The following is a 17,946-nucleotide window of genomic DNA, read 5'->3' as shown; positions in this document are numbered from 1 at the left end:
CCGACATGCCAGTCGACATCATCGGCATGATCACCGCGACACCCGGCGCGGAGGTCGACGTACCGGGCGGCGCGGCCGTCCAGCCCGACTACGTGCGCCGCTTCGCGCAGGCGCACGAGGCCGCCGGCTTCGACCAGATCCTGGTCGGCCACTTCAGCAACGCGGCGGACGGTTTCATCGTCGCGTCGTTCGCGGCCGCCGCGACCGAACGCATCCGCATCCTGCTCGCGCACCGGCCGGGCGTGATCGTGCCGTCGGCCGCCGCGCGGCAGATCGCGACGCTCGACGTGTTCAGCGGCGGCCGGCTCGCGCTGAACGTCGTGTCGGGCGGCGACGATGCGGACCTGCAGCGTGACGGCGATTTCGTGCCGCACGATGCGCGCTATCGTCGGACCGGCGAATACCTCGACGTGCTGAAGCGGATCTGGCAGGCCGACGCGCCGGTCGACCACGACGGCGCGTTCTACCGGCTGCGCGGTGCGTCGCCGCTCGTCAAGGGCGCACAGCGGCCGCACGTGCCGATCTATTTCGGCGGATCGTCGCCGGCCGCGCTGGCGGTCGCGGGCGAGCATGCCGATGTCTACATGACGTGGGGCGAGCCGCTCGCGTCGGTGCGCGAGCAGATCGCGCGCGTGCGGGCGGCCGCCGCGCCATTCGGGCGTGCGCCGCGCATCAGCGTGTCGTTCCGGCCGATCGTCGCCGACACCGAGGCGGCCGCATGGGAGAAGGCCGAGGCGATCCGCGAGCGCGTGCGCGCGGCGCGGCTCGCGAACGGCCAGCCGATTGCCGGCCATGCGCCGCAGAATGCCGGCTCGCAACGGCTGATGGCGGCCGCCGCGCAGGGTGACGTGCTCGACGAGCGGCTGTGGATGGGTGTCGCGAACCTGACCGGCGCGCGCTGGAATTCGACCGCGCTGGTCGGCACGCCCGAACAGGTCGCGCGGGCGCTCGGCGCGTATTACAGCCTCGGTGTGTCGACGTTCCTGATTCGCGGGTTCGATCCGCTGGACGATGCGCTCGATTACGGGCGCGAGCTGATTCCGGCGATTCATGCGCACGTTGCGGAACTCGACCGGTATCACGCGGCGGTGACGGCGTAGACGCATCGCGGCGCAACGTTGTACGAGACTTCCGCGATTCGCCCCGGCATTTCCGTTACGGGATGCCGGGGCGATGTCATTTGGGGCGTCGACGTTTCAACGCCGTCAAAACGACGGCAACCCCGGCGGATTGGTCTCCGCACGCGCGATCGCCTCGCTCTGCAAACCCCAGCGCGCGAGCGCTTGCCCGTAGCGGCCGTTGCCGATCAGCGCGTTCGTCGCGAGCGTCAGCGCGGGCGCGAGCCCGCTGCCGCGCCGCGTCGCGATCGCCACGTCGGCGTTGGCCGGCCAGCCCGCATTGACGACGCCGACGCGGCGGATCTTGCCCGTGCGCGCGGCCTCGTACGCGAGCGATGCATTTGGGTTCAGCTCCGCATCCGCGCGACCCGACAGCAGCGCGACGCGCGCCGCCGCATCGTCGTCGAAATAAAGCAGCTCTGCCGGCTTCAGCCCCTGCGCCACGTTGCGCTTGTTCCACTCGAGCAGGATGCGCTCCTGGCTCGTCCCCGCGCCGGTGATGATGCGCAGGCCCGCGATATCCCTCGGCTCGGCGAGCTTCGCGATCGGGCTGCCGGTGCGCACATAGAAGCCGTGCAGCCCGAGCCGGTAGGTCGTGAAATCGTATTTTTCCTTGCGCTTCTCGGTCACGCCGACGTTCGAGATCACTGCGTCGTACTTGCCGGACGTCAGCCCGAGCGGCCAGTCGGCCCATGCGATCGGCAGCAGCACCAGCGTGCGGCCGAGCGCGTCGGCGACGAGCTGCGCATAGTCGGGATCGGCGCCCACCACGGTGCGCGCGTCGGTCGCGTAGGTCGACACGGGCGGCGCATGCGGTGAAATCGCGACCGTGAACGCGCCGTCGCGTACCCAGCGGTAGCCGGCTGCCGCACGGATCGCCGCGTCGTCGGGTTGCGCGCGCGGCCGGCCGGCCTGGCGCGGATCGAGGTCGGCCGTCGCGGCGGCCGCGTGCGCCGCGCGCCACGGCAGGCCCGCTGCCGCGACCAGCGCGGCGGTCATGAACTGGCGTCGGTCGGTCATCGTGCGGTACCTCGCAGGTCGGGAGCGGCGCGCATCACAGCACCCGCGACAGGAACGCACGCGTACGCGGATGCGACGGCGCATCGAGCACGACGGCCGGCGGCCCGGCTTCGACGATGCGCCCGCGCTCCATGAACAGCACGTTGTCCGCGACTTCGCGCGCGAAGCCGATTTCGTGCGTGACGATCACGAGCGTCGTGCCCGAACGCGCGAGCTCCTTGATCACGTCGAGCACCTCGTTGACGAGTTCGGGATCGAGCGCCGACGTCGGCTCGTCGAACAGCAGCACCTTCGGGCGCAGCGCGAGCGCCCGCGCGATCGCGACGCGCTGCTGCTGGCCGCCGGACAACTGGCGCGGATACGCATCGGCCTTGTCCGCGAGGCCGACGCGCGCGAGCAGCGTGCGGGCGATGCGTTCGGCGGCATCGCGCGTGATGCCGCCGACGGCGACCGGCGCTTCGACCAGGTTCTCGAGCACGGTCAGGTGCGGGAACAGGTTGAAGTTCTGGAACACCATCCCGACGGCCGTGCGCCGCGTCAGCACGTCGCGCTCCTTCAGCTCGTAGAGCACGTCGCCGTCGCGGCGATAGCCGATCAGTTCGCCGTCGATGTCGATGAAGCCGTCGTCGACGCGTTCGAGATGGTTGATCGTGCGCAGCAGCGTCGACTTGCCCGAGCCCGACGGCCCGACGATCGCGGTCACGCTGCCGCGCGGCGCGACGAACGACACGTTGTCGAGCACGCGCTGCATGCCGAACTGCTTCGAGACGCCATGCACGGCCACTTCGCCGCCGGCGCGCGGTGCGACGGCGCTCGCCGCGTCGCCATCATCGTGAGTCTGGGCGACCGATGCCGCGTGACGGGACGCGACACGGCGCCACAGCGCGCCGATACGCGCAAGCGCGAACGTGATGACAGACGGCGGCGGGTTGCGCAGCGCGCCGCGCGCGTAGTGCCGCTCGACCTGCACCTGGATGGCCGACAGCACGGTCAGGATGATCAGGTACCAGACGGTCGCGACCATCAGCAGCGGAATCACTTCGAGATTGCGGCGATAGATCACCTGCACCGTATAGAACAGCTCCGGCATCGCGAGCACGTACACCATCGACGTGCCTTTCGCGAGCGAGATCAGGTCGTTGAACGCGGTCGGCAGGATCGCGCGCATCGCCTGCGGCAGCACGATCCGCGTGGTCTGGCGGCCGCGCGGCAGCCCGAGCGCGGCGGCGGCTTCGAGCTGGCCCTGGTCGACCGCGAGAATGCCGCCGCGAATCACTTCCGCGGAAAACGCCGCGTGGTTCAGCGTGAGGCCGAGCACGGCCGCGAGGAACGGGCTGATGAGATCGGTCGTCGGCGTGTCGAACCACACGATGTCCGTGAACGGCACGCCGAGCCGCACGTGCTCGTACAGGTAGCCGAGGTTGTTCAGGATCAGCAGCAGCACGATCAGCGGAATCGAGCGGAACAGCCACACGAATGTCCACGCGCTCGCCGACAGCAGCCGCGAGCGCGACAGCCGGGCCAGCGCGACGAACGCGCCGAGTACGAAGCCGAACACCGCACCGAGCAGCGTCAGCACCAGCGTGCGCGCGAGCCCCGACAGCACCGGCGGCGACAGGAACCATTCGGCGAACACCGGCCAGCCCCATTGCGGGTTGCCGAGAATCGAATGCAGGACGATCGCGATCAGCGCGACGGCCAGCACGGTGCCGGCCGTGCGCGACCGGTGGCGCGCGGGCACGATCCTGAAACGCGTGCCGGCGTCGCGTGCGCCGGGGGGAGAGAGCGGCGGCAGCGCGCCGCCGAGGTGGGTGGTGTCGCTCATGTCGGTGGAAATCCTCGAATCGGTCGGACGGGCGCGCCGCGCACGGGCGGCGCGGCGGCGGGTGTCAGGCGTGCGCTTCGGCCGCCGTTTCGTGCGACGCGCCGGGCGCCGCGTGGCGGCTGGCCTTGCGCGGCAGCCCGAGGTGGTCGCGCAGCGTTGCACCGGGCAGGTCGCGGCTGTAGCGCCCGCGTGCCTCGAGTTCCGGAATCACGAGTTCGACGAAATCCTCGACGCCCTGCGCCTGCACCGCGAAGCCGAGGATGAAACCGTCGCCGGCACCGGCGTCGTGCCAGCGGATCAGCTCGTCGGCGACATGCTCGGCCGTGCCGATGAAGTTCGGGCGCGGCGTGGCGACCGCGAGCGCCGTCTCGCGCAGTGAGAGCCCTTTCTGTTTCGCGTCGGCCTTGATCCGGTCGGTGGTCGAGCGGAAGCTGTTGCGGCCGAGCTCGCCGAGTTCAGGGAACGGCGCATCGAGCGCGTACTGCGTGAAATCGTGGTGATCGAAATAGCGGCCGAGATACGCGAGCGCCTCGTCGATCGTCAGCAGGTTGCGGATCGCCTGGTATTTGTCCTCGGCCTCGGCCGCGGTGCGGCCGACGATCGGCCCGATGCCGGGGAAGATCTTCACGTCGCTGCCTTGCCGGCCGTGCTCGATCGCGCTCTGCTTCACGCGCCGCGTGAACGCGGCCGTTTCGTCGAGCGACGGCGAATGCGTGAACACCGCGTCCGCATACTTGCCCGCGAGCGCGATGCCGGTGTCCGACGAACCGGCCTGGAAGATCACCGGCTGCCCCTGCGGCGAGCGCTGGATGTTGAGCGGGCCCGCGACCTGGAAAAAGCGGCCGTGGTGGTCGAGCGTGTGGAGCTTGTCGCGGTCGAAGAAGCGGCCGGTCGCGCGGTCGCGCACGAAGGCGTCGTCGTCCCAGCTGTCCCACAGGCCTTGCACGACTTCGAGGTATTCGTCGGCGATCTCGTAGCGCAGTTCGTGATCGGGATGCGCCTTGCCGAAATTCTTCGCGGTGCCTTCGAGCGGCGTCGTCACGACGTTCCAGCCCGCGCGTCCGCCGCTGATCGCATCGAGCGACGCGAGCTGGCGCGCGACCGTGAACGGCTCGCTGTACGACGTCGAGATCGTGCCGGCGAGCCCGATCTTCTTCGTCGCGACCGCGAGCGCCGACAGCACGGTCAGCGGTTCGAAGCGGTTCAGGAAGTGCGGGATCGACTTCTCGTTGATGTAGAGGCCGTCCGCGACGAACGCGAACGCGATGCCGGCGGCTTCCGCCTTGCGCGCGATGCCGATCGCGAAGTCGAGGTTGATGCTCGCGTCCGGCGGGTTGCTCGGGTGCCGCCATGCGTTCATGTGGCTGCCTGCGCCTTGCAGCATCAGGCCGAAGGGGATCGATCGTCGGGTGGTCATGGGAGCGTCACGCGTTCTGGTCAGGAGAGAGGGAGCGGTCGGCCGCGAGGGCCGCCTGCAACGGCGTGGCCGACAGCGAGCCGCCGAGCCATTCGACCGATGCGAGCCGGGCCGCGTAGTCGGTCACCGGCGAATCGATCACGAACGCATCGACGTCGAGCCGCCGGCTCAGTGCATCGAGCGCGCGGTGGATGCGCTCGGGCGTATCGGCCAGCACCGTCGGGCGCAACTCGTCGATCCGGTAGTCGGACGCGCCGCTCTGCCGCGCGAATTCGGCGGCCGCCTGCGCGCTGGCGAGATTGAAGCTCTGGCCGCCCGCGAACTGCAGCTTGAAGATCTTCAGCGGCCCGATCAGCTGCTCGGCCGCGTCGCGCGTCGGCGCGGCCACGGCGTACAGCGCGACCAGCGGCCGCGTGCCGCCCGCGCTGCGGTACGCGTCCAGCGAGCGTTCGAGGTTCGCGTCGTCGCCGTTGAAATGGCCGGCGTAGCAGAAACGCCAGCCGTTGCGCGCGGCGAGCGCGCCGCTGTCCGGCGAGCCGCCGAGCAGGATGCGTTCGGGCGCCTGCGGCGGCACGGGCAGCGCGACGGCGCCGGCGAGCGGGTGATCCTCGGCGACGCCCCAGCCGAGAAACGCGTCGAGCTCCGCGAGCTGGCCCGCGAAGTCCGGCTTGCGCGCCTTGTCGTGGAACCACTGCAGCGCGCGCGTGGTCAGCGGCAACCCGCCGGGCGCCTTGCCGATACCGAGATCGACGCGGCCCGGCGCGAGCGCGGCCAGCACCTTGAAGGTTTCGGCGACCTTGAACGGGCTGTAGTGCTGCAACATCACGCCGCCCGAGCCGACGCGGATGCGCGACGTGTGCGCGAGGAGGTGCGCGACGACGATCTCCGGCGCCGAGCTTGCAAAGGCCGGCGTGCCGTGATGTTCGGCGACCCAGAAGCGCTCGTAGCCGAGCTGTTCGGCGCGCTGCGCGAGCGTCGTGGTGAAGCGCAGCGCGTCGGCGGCGTTCGCGCCGTCGGCGATCGGACTCTTGTCCAGCAACGAAAGCGAATAAGACATGGTGGGCGGCGTTCCTGCGTGAGCGTGAATGGACGGTGAGCGTGCGCGGCGTTCAGCTCTTCGGCAGCCCCGGCGGATTCGTGCGCGACTGGTCGATCGCTTCCGAGGCGAGGTTCCAGCGGTCGAGCACCTGCTGGTAGCGGCCGTTCTTGATCAGCCCGTTCAGCGCGACGGTGAGCGGATCGGCGAGCCCGCTGCCGCGGCGCGTCGCGATCGCGATGTCGGCGGTGCGCGGCCAGCCGCCGCTGATCGCGCCGACGAGCCGCGTCTTGCCTTGCTGCGCGCTCTGGTACGCGAGCACCGAGTTCACGCTGAACACTGCATCGGCGCGGCCCGACTGCACGGCGACGATGCGCATCGCCTGGTCGTCGTAGTACTGGATCTGCACGGGTTTCAGCCCGTGCGCGACGTTCTCGCGATCCCACGCGAGCAGGATTTTTTCCTGGTTGGTGCCGGCGTCGGTCACGATGCGCAGGCCCGCGACGTCCTTCGGCTCGCGGATCGCCTGGATCTTGCTGTCGTTGCGCACGTAGAAGCCGACCTGGTCCTTGCGGTAGGTCGAGAAATCGAACTTCTGCTTGCGCTCCTCGGTGACGGTCACGTTGGAGATCACCGCGTCGACTTTCCCGGATTCGAGGGCGAGCGGCCAGTCGGCCCACGCGAGCGCGACGATCTTCAGCTTGCGGCCGAGGCTGTCGGACACGAGCTGGCCGACGTCGGCATCGAAGCCGATCACCGTGCGCGCGTCGGTCGCATACGAACTGATCGGCGGCAGGCTCGGCGCAACGCCGATCGTCAGCGTGCCGGGCTCGGCGAACTTGAACGACGCGGGCACGGCGCGCTCGACGGCCGCATCGGCCACGCTGCGCGGGCGGCCGCGTTGCTCGGGGCTCAGGTCGAACGTGGCGGCGGCCGCGGCTGCGGCGAACGCGGTCAGGCCGATCAGTGCGGCGGCCAGCGTGCGCGCGGCACGGGAAGAAAGCGGTACGGCTCGTTGCATGTAGGCGTCCTGTGGGGGCAAGCGGAGATCGGGGGGAGGCAGGGAGGCGGTCGCGGTCAGCGCGACAGCACCGGTTCGGGCACGGGCGCCCACAGGTCGGCCAGCGTCGACGTGCGCGACGGATCGGCGAGATCCTTGCCGAACCGCAGGTGGAAATACGCTTCGGGGGCGATCGACGGATCGAACAGCCGCGTATAGCCGGTGCGGTCGTACAGCGCCCATGCTTCGGGCTGGCGGAAACCGGTGGTCAGGTAGATGCGGCGATAGCCCTGCTGCGCGGCGCGCAGTTCGAGCGCCTCGACGATGAGGCGGGCGAGGCCCTGGCGGCGCAGGTCCGAGCGGGTCCAGATGCGTTTGAGCTCGGCGGTCTGCGCGTCGTAGCGCTTGAACGCGCCGCCGCCGATCGTTACGCCGTCGCGCAGCAGCAGCACGAACGCGCCTTCGGGCGGCGCGAACGCTTCGGCCGGGTAGCGAGCGAGTTCCTCGCGGGCGGACGCGCGGCTGTCGGGGCGATACGCGTTGTAACGGGTCGAATACTCGTCGATCAGCGCGTCGATCAGCGGTTGCGCGCGGACGTCGAGCGGCGTCGTGTCGATGATGCGGTCGGTCGTGGCCATGGGCATCGCGAAGGGCGCGCGATGCGGACGTTCCTGGCGGGGTGCGGGCACGCGGCCCGTCCGGTCTGTTCCGTTATCGCGACGCGGTTGTCGTGATGGCGGCGGCCGGTGCGCATCCTGCCGGAATGCAGATGGCGGGCCGCCGCCGTTTTGAACACGTTAGCGGCGCGGCCGGCAAAGGCGAACGAAGCAATTTCGATAAGGATTTCGCGGCAAGCGTCAGAAGGCTTGCAGCGGGGGTGGGGTGAAGGGGGCGGGAAGAGCGTGCACGCGTCGAAGCCGGTGCCTGACGCATGCGCGACGTCGACAGGCGAGCGGCTATGCCGCTCGAACTTCGGCGAGCAGATCGGGGTGACGATCCAGGAGCTTCAGCAATTTCACGAGGGCAAGCGGCGGATTCGTCTTGCCCGTTTCGTAACGGGAGAACGCGTTGACTCCACCGCCGAAGAGCTCGGCTGCCTCGCGCTGATCCAGCTTCAGCTTCTTGCGCACCTTCGCGATGTACTTCGGGTCGACGATGGTGGCGTTCACCTGCTTGTTGAATTCGGTGATCGCTTCGCCGAGACGGGTCGCCTCGTCGAGATCCAGCACCGATTCCCCGCAGGCCGGGCAGAAATCGCCGGTGATGTCGCGAACGACAGTCGACCGGCCCTTGTAGGTATAAGGGATGTCTCGCGTGTCGCGGACCAGCCTGGCGGCACCGCATGCAGGGCACTTCATGTTCATCGCTCCTTGAAAGACACGATCAGCACATCGTCGATCACCGTCAGTTTCAGGTACACGTCGCCACGCACCGTGAAAGGTCGGTAGACGTCCTGCCAGATCGTGTGGTCGGCGTACGTCGTCATGCTCTTGTGGAAGTCGAGATCGGTCAGCGACAGCACGACATCGAGCGCCTCCCGTTCCGTGAAACCCAATAGCCGGGCGCCGAGTACCGCACTCGCCGTTAGCCGGACCTGGCCGGTTTCGACGAGTGCCTTGACGCGAGGCAGCTTGCAATGAGGCGTTCTCTTTTCCATCTGCGATCATAACCAAGTAAGTTAATTTGTCAAGTTGGTTAATGGCGAACGCATGCCGTCCGCCATGACTGGCAGACAGCAGGGAAAGGAGAGAGGTCCGGATTTAGGCCGTCTGGCCGATGCTCGGCGGCGCCGACAACTCCGCCAGCTGGAACAGGCAATCGCCGCGCTGCACCTGCGCGGGCACGCGCTTGCACACCACTTCGCCGTCGCCCTTGAAGCGGTGCAGCACCGGTTCGCGCAGCGGCGTATCGGGGAAATGCACCCACGCGGCCGGCTGCCCGGCCTTCACCTGGTCGCCGAGTTCGACGAGCGGCTCGTACAGCCCGCGCTCGTACGCGTAGACGAAGTGGCGCTCGCCGTCGACCCGCATGAAGCGCGTGACGGTAGGCGGCGCATCGGGCACGAGCGCGCCGTGCAGCAGCCCGATATGGCCGAGGTAGTGCAGCAGCCCTTGGCGGCCCATCCGGATCAGCGACGGATCGGCCATGCCCGCGCCGCCGAGTTCGGTCACGATCGAGATCGCGCCCTGGCGGCGCGCGGCCGATGCCGAATGCACGGGATTCGGCGCGTGCAGCAGCGCATTGTCCAGCCCGAACGCGACCAGCAGCCCGTTGAGCTTCGCCGCTTCGTCGGCGTCGAGCGGATCGATCGCGAGCATGTTGCCGCCCTGGTACAGCAGCGAGCTGCCGCCCGAGTGCAGGTCGACCAGATACTCTGCGCGCGACAGCAGCGCGTGCTCGATGTAGTGGGCGATCATCTGCGTCGGCGTGCCGGTCGGATCGCCGGGGAAGCTGCGGTTCAGGTTGCCTCCGTCGAGTGGCGACACACGCAGGCCTGCATCCGCCGCCGGGAAATTCGCCATCGGCAGCAGGATCAATTGCCCGCTGACCATCTCGGGCTCGATCTCGCGCATCAGTTGCGACACGATGATCTGGCCTTCGTACTCGTCGCCGTGATTGCCGGCCATCACGAGCGCGACCGGGCCGTCGCCGTTGCGGATCGACGCGATCGGGATCGGCAGCCAGCCGTACGCCGAGCGGTGCACGGAATGCGGCAGCCGCAGGTAGCCCGCGTGCTTGCCTGGCGCGTCGAGATCGATTTCGCAGTGGATGGGATTGCGGTGCGAGGAAGAAGAGGCGGTCATGGCGGCATCGTTCGATGAACGGAATTCGCCATCTTATCGGGAAACGACTGCCGCGCGGCGCGCAGGGCGTGCGCAACGCCGAACGCCGTCAAGCGGCACGCGCATGGATGCGTACGGGCGCGTTGCAAAGCCGATACGCGAAACCCCGTGCAATGTTGCAGCGGTGAACGCATGGCGGCTCGCCGGCCGCATTCCGGCGTGATGTTTCGCGCCGGCCCCTTGTCGCGACGGGGCCGGCGCTCGCCACCGGCTTACCGGCCCGATGTTTCAGCTTCGAGACGGCCTTCTTCCCACAGTGCCCAGAAACGGCTGCCGGCGCGATACGGATTCTCGCGGCGCGCACCGTGATCGGCGATGCCCTGGCGAAACGCGCCGTACAGCGTGAGCGGCGGATTGTCGACGCATCGGGCTTCCCGCGCGGCCACAGGCACAGGCATGCGCCGTTCGGACACGAGCCGGCGGATCAGCGACGCGCCGTCGATCACATCCAGTTCGTCGATGGTTTCGCTGCGGCTGAGGACTTCGACGGTATTCATGTTGGGTCTCCCTGACACCTGTTTTCCTGACAGGGAGCAATAAGAGTGCCAGGTTCGAAAAGCCCGGCTATGCCTCGATCGTGCAGGCTTCTGCAGCCAACGTGACGGGTGGCGAGCGGCGATGTTACGGAACACGTCACGTGACACGCGAACGCGCGACGACACATGCGGCGACGCAAAGCGTTTCGGAATTGAATCGTCGGAAGGAGCGGCGGCGGGGAAAACGGGCGGCGCAGCCGCGTCAGCTCGCGATGACGGGCGTGACCCGGCTGCTGCCGCTCGAATAGAAGCGATAGATTCCCTTGCCGGCCGACTTCGCTTCGTACAGCGCGCTGTCGGCCTGCCGGATCAGTTCGTCGGGGGAGCCGTGCCCGTCGTCGAGTGCGATGCCGATGCTGATCCCGAGGCTCACCGTCTCGCCGATCGACAGCGTGTACGGCGCCGAGATCTGCCGGATGATGCGCGCGGCGAGGAGCGAGCACGCGTGCATCGTCGTGTCGTCGATCGCGACCACGAACTCGTCGCCGCCGATGCGGGCCGCCAGCTCGCCGGACGGCAGCGTCTTGCCCAGCCGCACGGCGACCTGGGTGAGCACGTCGTCGCCGGCCTGGTGGCCGAACCGGTCGTTGATCGCCTTGAAGCCGTCGAGGTCGAGATACATCACGGCGAGCGCCGGGCCCGGCGCGCGCGGCCGGCGCGCGAGCATTCGCTTGAGCTCGGCATGCAGCTCGTGGCGATTCGGCAAGCCCGTCAGCGCATCGTGCCGCGCGAGATGCCGGATGTGCTGCTCGGTCTGGCGGCGCGCGGTCACGTCCTCGACGATGATCACCGCGTTGCCGTCCGGCACGCGATGGCGGGTCAGTTCGAGCTGGCGGCCGTCGGCGAGCACGACGTCGAGCGGCGCGGGTTCGTCGCAGGTCAGCCAGAGCTCGCACTGCGTGGCCAGAATGGCGCCGCCGGGATCGGTCGCGTCGTTCGCGCCGAGCGCCGCGACGACGGCAGGCAGCGGCGTATCGAGCATGATTTCGCGCGGCGAGCCGAACAGTTGCGCGGTGCGCCGGTTCGCGACGATCACGCGGCGCTCGCCGTCGATCATGCACAGGCCGTGCGGCATGTAGGTGAGCGCGGCGTCGAAGCGCGCGACGAGTTCGGCGTTGCGCTGGCGTGCGGCGATCAGCGCGACGAGCACGCGATAGTGACGCTGGACGACCGTGCGCATCGCGGCGAGATAGATCGCGAGCGGCGGCAGCAGCAGCCACGCGCCCGACCGGTGGGCGAGCAGCGCACCGACGCCGATCGGCAGCACGCCAAGCGTGACCTGCATCATCGCGAGCCGCGGCAGCGCCGAATTGCGCGACGCGATTCCGCCGAACACGCCGCCCGCGACCATCACCGACAGCGTGCCGAGCTCCACGTCGACGGCCTGCACGCAGCCCATCACGCCGAGACCGAGCACGAAGCACGCGACGAGCGACACGGGCGCGTAGCGCATCGCCCAGTATTCGGCACGGTCGTCGCCGGCGTTGCGTTGAACGGTGTACGCACGCGCGATCGAGAGCCGCGCGATGAGCAGGCCGACGTCGGCGACCAGCCATGCGAGGCACCAGAGCTGCTGCAGCCGGATCAGCGCGACGGCCGCGACGAAGCCGCTCGCGAGCCCGGAGAGCGCCATCGGTCGGACGTCTTCGAACAGCGTAACGAGCATCGACGGGCGCAGCGCGGCCGTCACACGGTGGTTGCCGGAGGGAGGAGTGGCGAGAACGGAGTGCAGGAGAGATGCCCTGACTGCCATGGTTTTTGACCTCGACACGATGTCGCGTGATGTCGCGATGGCTGGCGGCGACCGCACGGCACATGGCGGAAGCCCGGCCACGCCGGATGCGCACGACATTACCATGAAACACGGGCGGCGCGGGGTGCCCGCGTGGATGCCCGGAGGGGCCCGCGGCGGCGCTCGCCGCGCCGGCCGCTCGTCGTCAATCACGCCCGCGAATGGCTTGCGTATTCGCCGGCGCCTGGGGCAGCATCGTCGCGAACGGAATGCGGCTCGGGGGCCGGCGGAAGACCGGTCACCGAGCACAGAGCGGGCTCGGTCGACACGATCGAAACTGCTGCAGACGGGCACGCGACGCGGTCGAAGCGACACCCGCGACCGGCTGTCGCAGGCCGGCTGAATACCGTTATAAGAAATTCAATAAGTATTTCATGCGAGAAATACTATAGGCGATATATCAAAAACAATGCCAGAATGCGCGCCGCTCCGAACGTCGCGACACCCGATCGCCGTCCGAGCCGCATCAGGAGGTTCCCCCCCAATGAAAAACCACGGCCTGTCACGGCGGGGTTTTCTGAAAGCCAGCGTGCTGGCGGGCGTCGCGGTGTATGTCGCGCCCCTGGGCAGCCGCGCATTCGCGGCGCTCTTCGAAGAAAAACTCCTCACCCCCGTCAAATGGGATAGCGTCACCGGCATCCCCCAATTCCGCATCGACGGCATCGCGAAGGTCACGGGCTCGAAAGTGTTCGCCCGTGACGTGCGCGCCGCCGACATGCCGCACTGGCCGCAGCAGCAGTCGCATGCGCTGATCCTGCGCGTCACGCAGGCCGACCGGATCTACGAGGGCTTCGACCTGTCGCTGCTCGGCGACGACCTGAAGCCGGACCGCGTGGTCACGGCCGACGATCTCGTGCGCGACGGCGTCGCGTTCCCGACGTTCTACGGCGACGACATGCTGCTGCCGGCCGGCAAGACGCCCGCGTATCTCGGCCATGCGGTCGCGATCCTCATCTATCACGACTTCGCGCGCTTTCGCTTCGCGAAGAACGCGCTCAAGTTCCGCGACGACGTGATCCGCTACGGCGCGGTCACGGGCCCGCTCGAGCGCGATCCGTGGGGCACCTTCCGCTACGTGCGCGTGGGCGGCAAGACGGCCTATGACGACGACGTCTATTCGAGCCTGAAGGACGCGCCGATCTTCCCGAGCATGATGCGCAAGCACCTGCCGGTGTGGCCGGACGGCAAGGAGCACGGCAAGCTCGACGAGCAGGGCATGTTCCTCGCCGGGCAGATCGCCAGCGAGCTCGACCATCCGTCGGCAGACTGGCTCGTGTTCGACCGCGAGTACAACACGCAGTCGGTCGATACGTCCGCGCTCGAGCCGGACAACGCGAACTGCTGGTACGACGCCGCGACGCAGTCGCTGCACCTCGTCGTGCCGACCCAGTCGCCGCTCGAAGTGGCCGAGAACGCGGCCGCGATGGTCGCGAAGTGCCGCTTCCCGGTGAAGAAGCTGTTCGTGCATCCGTGCTACACGGTCGGCTACGGCTCCAAGGATCACTTCAACGTGCCGTTCTACGGTCTCGTCTGCGCGCTGTACGCGGACGGCCGCCCGGTGCGTTTCGCGAACGACCGCTACGAGCAGTTCCAGACGTCGCTGAAGCGTCACGCGTTCAAGATGCACTACCGGATCGCGGTGGACCGCAACACGGGCCTGCTGCAGTCGTTCAAGGGTGACTTCGAGGCGAACGGCGGCGGGCGCTCGAACTTCTCGCCGTCGGTGGCGATGGTGGGGGCGACGGCCGCGCAATCGATCTACTACTTCCCGAAGAGCGACCTGGCCGCGGTCGCGATCGCGTCGCGCGCGATCGATGCCGGTTCCGCGCGCGGCTACGGCACGCTGCAGAGCATGGCGGCGACCGAGATGGCGGTCGACGAGATCGCCGCGCAGCTGAACATCGACCCGATCGATTTCCGCCTGCGCAACGCACTGCGTTCGGGGATGAAGAACACGCAGGGGGCGATTCCCGCCGGCGCGCTGCGCGTCGACGAGGTGCTCGAGCGCTCGAAGCAGCATCCCCTGTGGACGCGCCGCGCGGCGCGCAAGGCCGAATACGAGGCCGCGAACCCGGGCAAGCGCTACGGCGTCGGCTTCGCGTGCGTGCAGAAGGACTTCGGCACGGGCGCGGAAGCGTCGTTCGCGAAGGTCGAATTCGACGAGAACGGCAAGGTGTCGCTGCAGCACACGGCGGCCGAGATCGGCACCGGGATGTCGACGTCGCAGGCGGTCGCGGTCGCGAAATGGCTGGGTCGTCCGGCAACGGACGTGCGCGTGGCCGTGACCGAATGGCCGGACCTGCCGGTCGAGACCAGCGGCGATCCGTACGTCATGTCGCAGGCCGACCAGGATCGCCTGAGCGCGAACCCGCGCTGGTCGCCGAGCTATGCGTCGCCGTCGAGCGCGACGAACTCCGCGTACTACTTCACGCACAGCACGCGCGAAGCCGCGCGCGCCGTGTTCCGCTACGGCCTGTGGCCGGCCGCGATGTCGATCTGGACGCGCGGCCTCGGCGGCGGCCAGGCCGCGCCGTATGCGATCCGCATCGAGGACGCGCGCTGGGTCGACGGCAAGCTGACCGCCGACGGCCTCGAGCCGCTGAGCTTCGAACAGCTCGCGAAGCAGGCGCATGCGCTGGGCCTGCCGACCGGCGCCGTCGTGCACGTGTTCAACCGCTGGCAGTGGACCGACGCCGAGTTCGAAGTGGGCGGCACGGTCGAGCGCCTGCCGATCGACGGGCTGTCGCTGCGCGTCGGCGCGCCGAAGACGGGCGACAACGGCCCGGTGCCCGGCACGGCCGCACCGGCCGGCGCCACCGCGATGCGCGGCACGCTGGCGCCGACCGCGAACGGCTACCGCGTGCTGGACCGCAAGCGCGTGTTCATCCCGCCGACGAGCCGCAACAACGCGGCCGTCACGTACTACACGGCAGTCGGCACGCTCGTCGAGCTGGCCGTGCACGAAGCGACCGGCAAGGTCGAGCTGCTCACGCACCATTCGATCATGGAGTGCGGCAACCAGATTTCGCCGCAGCTCGTGTCGGGGCAGTTGCAGGGCGGTCTCGCGATGGGTATCGGCCACGCGCTGCACGAGTATCTGCCGCTGTATGAAGACGGCCCTGGCAACGGCACGTGGAACTTCAACCGTTACCAGCTGCCGCGCGCGTCCGACGTCGCTGTCTGGACGCAGACGGGCGACGTGCTGCCGCCGCTGTCCGAGACCGATCCGCCGAAGGGCGTCGCCGAAGTGGTGATGATCCCCGTCGTCGGCGCGATCGTGAACGGCATCGCGCACGCGATCGGCCATCGTTTCACCGACCTGCCGGTGACCCCGCAAAAGATTCAGGAGGTGCTCGCATGACGACCGCCCAAACCGCGGCTTCGGCCGCGAGCGCCAGCGCCGCTGCGACCGGCGCTTCCGCGCCGAGCGCGGCTTCGGCCGCACCGGCATCCGTTCCTTCCGCGCAGGCATCGGCGCCGGCTGCCGTCGAGCGTCCGCTCGTCCGGTTCCAGCAGAAGCCGTTGTCGGTGAACATCAACGGCAAGTCCGTCGGCCCGATGCAGGTGCCGGAAGGGCTGATGATGATCGAGTTCCTGCACGAGTACGCAGGCCTCACCGGTTCGCGGCTCGGCTGCGGGCAGGGCATCTGCCACGCGTGCGTCGTGATCGTCGACAAGCCGGACGGCACGAGCGAGGAAATGCGCACCTGCATCACCGGCGCGCACTTCTTCCACGGCCGTTCGATCCGCACGATCGAAGGCCACGCGAAGCGCAACGAAGCGGGCGAAGTGGTCGAGCTGTCGCCGATCCAGCAGAAGTTCCTCGAGCATTTCAGCTTCCAGTGCGGCTACTGCACGCCGGGCTTCGTCAACGCGGCCACCGTGCTGATCGAACGCCTGAAGCGCGAGCCGGTCGCGAAGGCCGACGTCGAACGCACGATCACCGAGGCGCTCGATGCGCACCTTTGCCGCTGCACGGGCTATGTCCGTTACTACGCAGCCGTGAAGGACGTGATTTTGACGACGCCGGGACTCGTGAAGGACTCCGCATGAAACGCACACTCGCTCATCGTGTCGCGCGGGCTGCGGGCCTGCCCGCGCTCGCGGTCGCCTGCGCGCTGCTGCTCGCCGCATGCGGCGGCCATGACGCACCGGCCTCGAACGCGGCTTCCGGCGCGCCGGGTGCCGACCCGGTCGCGCGCGGCCGCTATCTCGTCAAGGCCGCCGACTGCGCGGCGTGCCACACCGCGAAGGACGGCGCGCCGTTCGCCGGCGGCGCGCCCCTCGAATCGCCGTTCGGCACGTTCTACGGCTCGAACATCACGCCCGACAAGGATCACGGGATCGGCAGCTGGAGCGCGGACGATTTCTACGCCGCGCTGCATGACGGGAAGGCGCCGGGCAAGCGCCTGTATCCGTCGATGCCGTACACGTCGTACCGTCAGCTCACGCGCGCCGATTCCGACGCGATGTACGCGTACCTGAAGACCGTCAAGCCGGTCGCGCAGGAAAACCGCGAGCACGAGCTGAAGTTCCCGTACAACCTGCGTTTCGGGATGGTCTTCTGGGACATGGTGTTCCTGAAGGACAGCCTGCCCGATGCGTCGACCGGCCAGTCCGCCGACTGGCAGCGCGGCCGCTATCTGGCGGGTGCGCTCGGCCACTGCGCGGAATGCCATACGCCGCGCGCGTTCACGGGCCAGCTCGACAGCGCGAAACCGTTCGCGGGCGCCGCGCTCGGCCGCGTGGCCGCGCCCGACATCACGCCGGCCGGCCTCGCCGCGCGCGGCTGGACGGGCGCCGACCTGCAGACGTTCTTCGGCGTCGGCATCGCGCCGCAAGGCTCGGCGTTCGGCGAAATGTACCCGGTCGTGCACTTGAGCACGCAGTATCTGACGAAGGACGACCTGCGCGGCCTGTCGACGTACCTGCTCGGCGATACGCCGCCCGCGCCGCAACCGGTGAAGCCGGTGTCGGCCGATGCCGCGCAACTGGCGGCCGGGCGCTCTGTTTATCTCGCGGTGTGCGCCGGTTGTCACGGCTTCAACGGCGAAGGCAAGCCGCACGTGGCGGTGCCGATGAACGGCAATTCGACGGTGCGTCAGGCCGACTCGCGCAACCTGCTGGTCGCGATGCTCGACGGCATCGACGAGCAGAAGTTCGCCGGTTTCGAAAACCTGCAGCGGATGCCGGGTTTCGCGAAAACGCTGACCGACGACGAACTCGCGCAGCTCGCGAACTACCTGCGTGCGACGTGGGGCGGCCAGCCCGCGAGCGTCACGCCGGCCGACGTGAAGGCGATGCGTTAAGTCGTGCCGCAGGGCGGGGCGTCGCGCGCGATCGAGCCGTTTCCGGTGCT

Annotated in this window: 15 protein-coding genes; 4 read left to right on the top strand and 11 right to left on the bottom strand. The window is 68.9% G+C overall.

Going from position 1 to position 17,946, the window contains the following annotated elements:
* The first annotated feature begins 5 nt into the window (after positions 1-5).
* Complete coding sequence (locus LXE91_RS18435; RefSeq protein ID WP_039367654.1) at positions 6-1,100, top strand: LLM class flavin-dependent oxidoreductase; 1,095 nt, start codon at positions 6-8, stop codon at positions 1,098-1,100.
* 105 nt (positions 1,101-1,205) lie between these two features.
* On the opposite strand, the gene LXE91_RS18430 is transcribed toward LXE91_RS18435, so the two are convergent.
* The 11 genes from LXE91_RS18430 to LXE91_RS18380 all read right to left on the bottom strand — a co-directional run bounded on the left by LXE91_RS18430 (position 1,206) and on the right by LXE91_RS18380 (position 12,548).
* Positions 1,206-2,138: an ABC transporter substrate-binding protein gene (locus LXE91_RS18430; RefSeq protein ID WP_039367657.1), complete on the bottom strand. Its 933-nt coding sequence runs from the start codon at positions 2,136-2,138 to the stop codon at positions 1,206-1,208.
* A 34-nt stretch (positions 2,139-2,172) separates the two neighbouring features.
* A complete protein-coding gene (locus LXE91_RS18425) occupies positions 2,173-3,963 on the bottom strand; it encodes an amino acid ABC transporter permease/ATP-binding protein (protein WP_076841364.1) in 1,791 nt (596 codons plus the stop codon).
* A gap of 64 nt (positions 3,964-4,027) precedes the next feature.
* Positions 4,028-5,380 (bottom strand): LLM class flavin-dependent oxidoreductase, encoded by a 1,353-nt coding sequence (locus LXE91_RS18420; protein WP_039357693.1) that lies wholly within the window; start codon positions 5,378-5,380, stop codon positions 4,028-4,030.
* Between the two features lie 7 nt (positions 5,381-5,387).
* The gene (locus LXE91_RS18415; protein WP_039357696.1) at positions 5,388-6,437 is read right to left on the bottom strand and encodes an LLM class flavin-dependent oxidoreductase; all 1,050 of its coding nucleotides are present in this window, start codon (positions 6,435-6,437) and stop codon (positions 5,388-5,390) included.
* 52 nt (positions 6,438-6,489) lie between these two features.
* Positions 6,490-7,437 carry an ABC transporter substrate-binding protein gene (locus LXE91_RS18410; RefSeq protein WP_039357698.1) on the bottom strand — a complete coding sequence of 316 codons (948 nt, stop codon included), beginning with the start codon at positions 7,435-7,437 and terminating at the stop codon, positions 6,490-6,492.
* A gap of 56 nt (positions 7,438-7,493) precedes the next feature.
* Positions 7,494-8,054, bottom strand: coding sequence for a GNAT family N-acetyltransferase (locus LXE91_RS18405; RefSeq protein WP_039357701.1), 561 nt, complete (start codon positions 8,052-8,054; stop codon positions 7,494-7,496).
* Between the two features lie 318 nt (positions 8,055-8,372).
* Entirely contained in the window at positions 8,373-8,774 is a 402-nt protein-coding gene (locus LXE91_RS18400) for a type II TA system antitoxin MqsA family protein (protein WP_039357704.1), read from the bottom strand.
* Between the two features lie 2 nt (positions 8,775-8,776).
* Positions 8,777-9,073, bottom strand: a complete 297-nt coding sequence (locus LXE91_RS18395; protein ID WP_039357707.1) for a type II toxin-antitoxin system MqsR family toxin — start codon at positions 9,071-9,073, stop codon at positions 8,777-8,779.
* 103 nt (positions 9,074-9,176) lie between these two features.
* Entirely contained in the window at positions 9,177-10,220 is a 1,044-nt protein-coding gene (locus tag LXE91_RS18390; RefSeq protein ID WP_039357711.1) for a succinylglutamate desuccinylase/aspartoacylase family protein, read from the bottom strand.
* Between the two features lie 251 nt (positions 10,221-10,471).
* Entirely contained in the window at positions 10,472-10,756 is a 285-nt protein-coding gene (locus tag LXE91_RS18385) for a hypothetical protein (RefSeq protein ID WP_039357714.1), read from the bottom strand.
* Positions 10,757-10,997: 241 nt separating this feature from the next.
* Positions 10,998-12,548, bottom strand: coding sequence for a sensor domain-containing diguanylate cyclase (locus LXE91_RS18380; RefSeq protein ID WP_039357717.1), 1,551 nt, complete (start codon positions 12,546-12,548; stop codon positions 10,998-11,000).
* Between the two features lie 523 nt (positions 12,549-13,071).
* Here LXE91_RS18380 and LXE91_RS18375 point away from each other — a divergent pair.
* The 3 genes from LXE91_RS18375 to LXE91_RS18365 are packed head-to-tail and all read left to right on the top strand — an operon-like array spanning position 13,072 to position 17,896.
* On the top strand, positions 13,072-15,948 hold the full coding sequence (locus LXE91_RS18375; RefSeq protein WP_039357720.1) for a xanthine dehydrogenase family protein molybdopterin-binding subunit: 2,877 nt from the start codon (positions 13,072-13,074) through the stop codon (positions 15,946-15,948).
* Positions 15,945-16,640, top strand: coding sequence for a (2Fe-2S)-binding protein (locus tag LXE91_RS18370; protein ID WP_039357723.1), 696 nt, complete (start codon positions 15,945-15,947; stop codon positions 16,638-16,640). Before LXE91_RS18375 ends, LXE91_RS18370 begins: the two co-directional genes overlap by 4 nt.
* Entirely contained in the window at positions 16,637-17,896 is a 1,260-nt protein-coding gene (locus LXE91_RS18365) for a cytochrome c (RefSeq protein ID WP_039357726.1), read from the top strand. The genes LXE91_RS18370 and LXE91_RS18365 overlap by 4 nt, the downstream gene beginning before the upstream one ends.
* Positions 17,897-17,946 lie beyond the last annotated feature (50 nt).

The organism is Burkholderia contaminans, assembly GCF_029633825.1.
GTDB classification, from domain to species: Bacteria; Pseudomonadota; Gammaproteobacteria; order Burkholderiales; family Burkholderiaceae; genus Burkholderia; species Burkholderia contaminans.
Note: the sequence above shows the minus strand (reverse complement) of the source record. Positions and strands in the feature narration are given on the sequence as shown.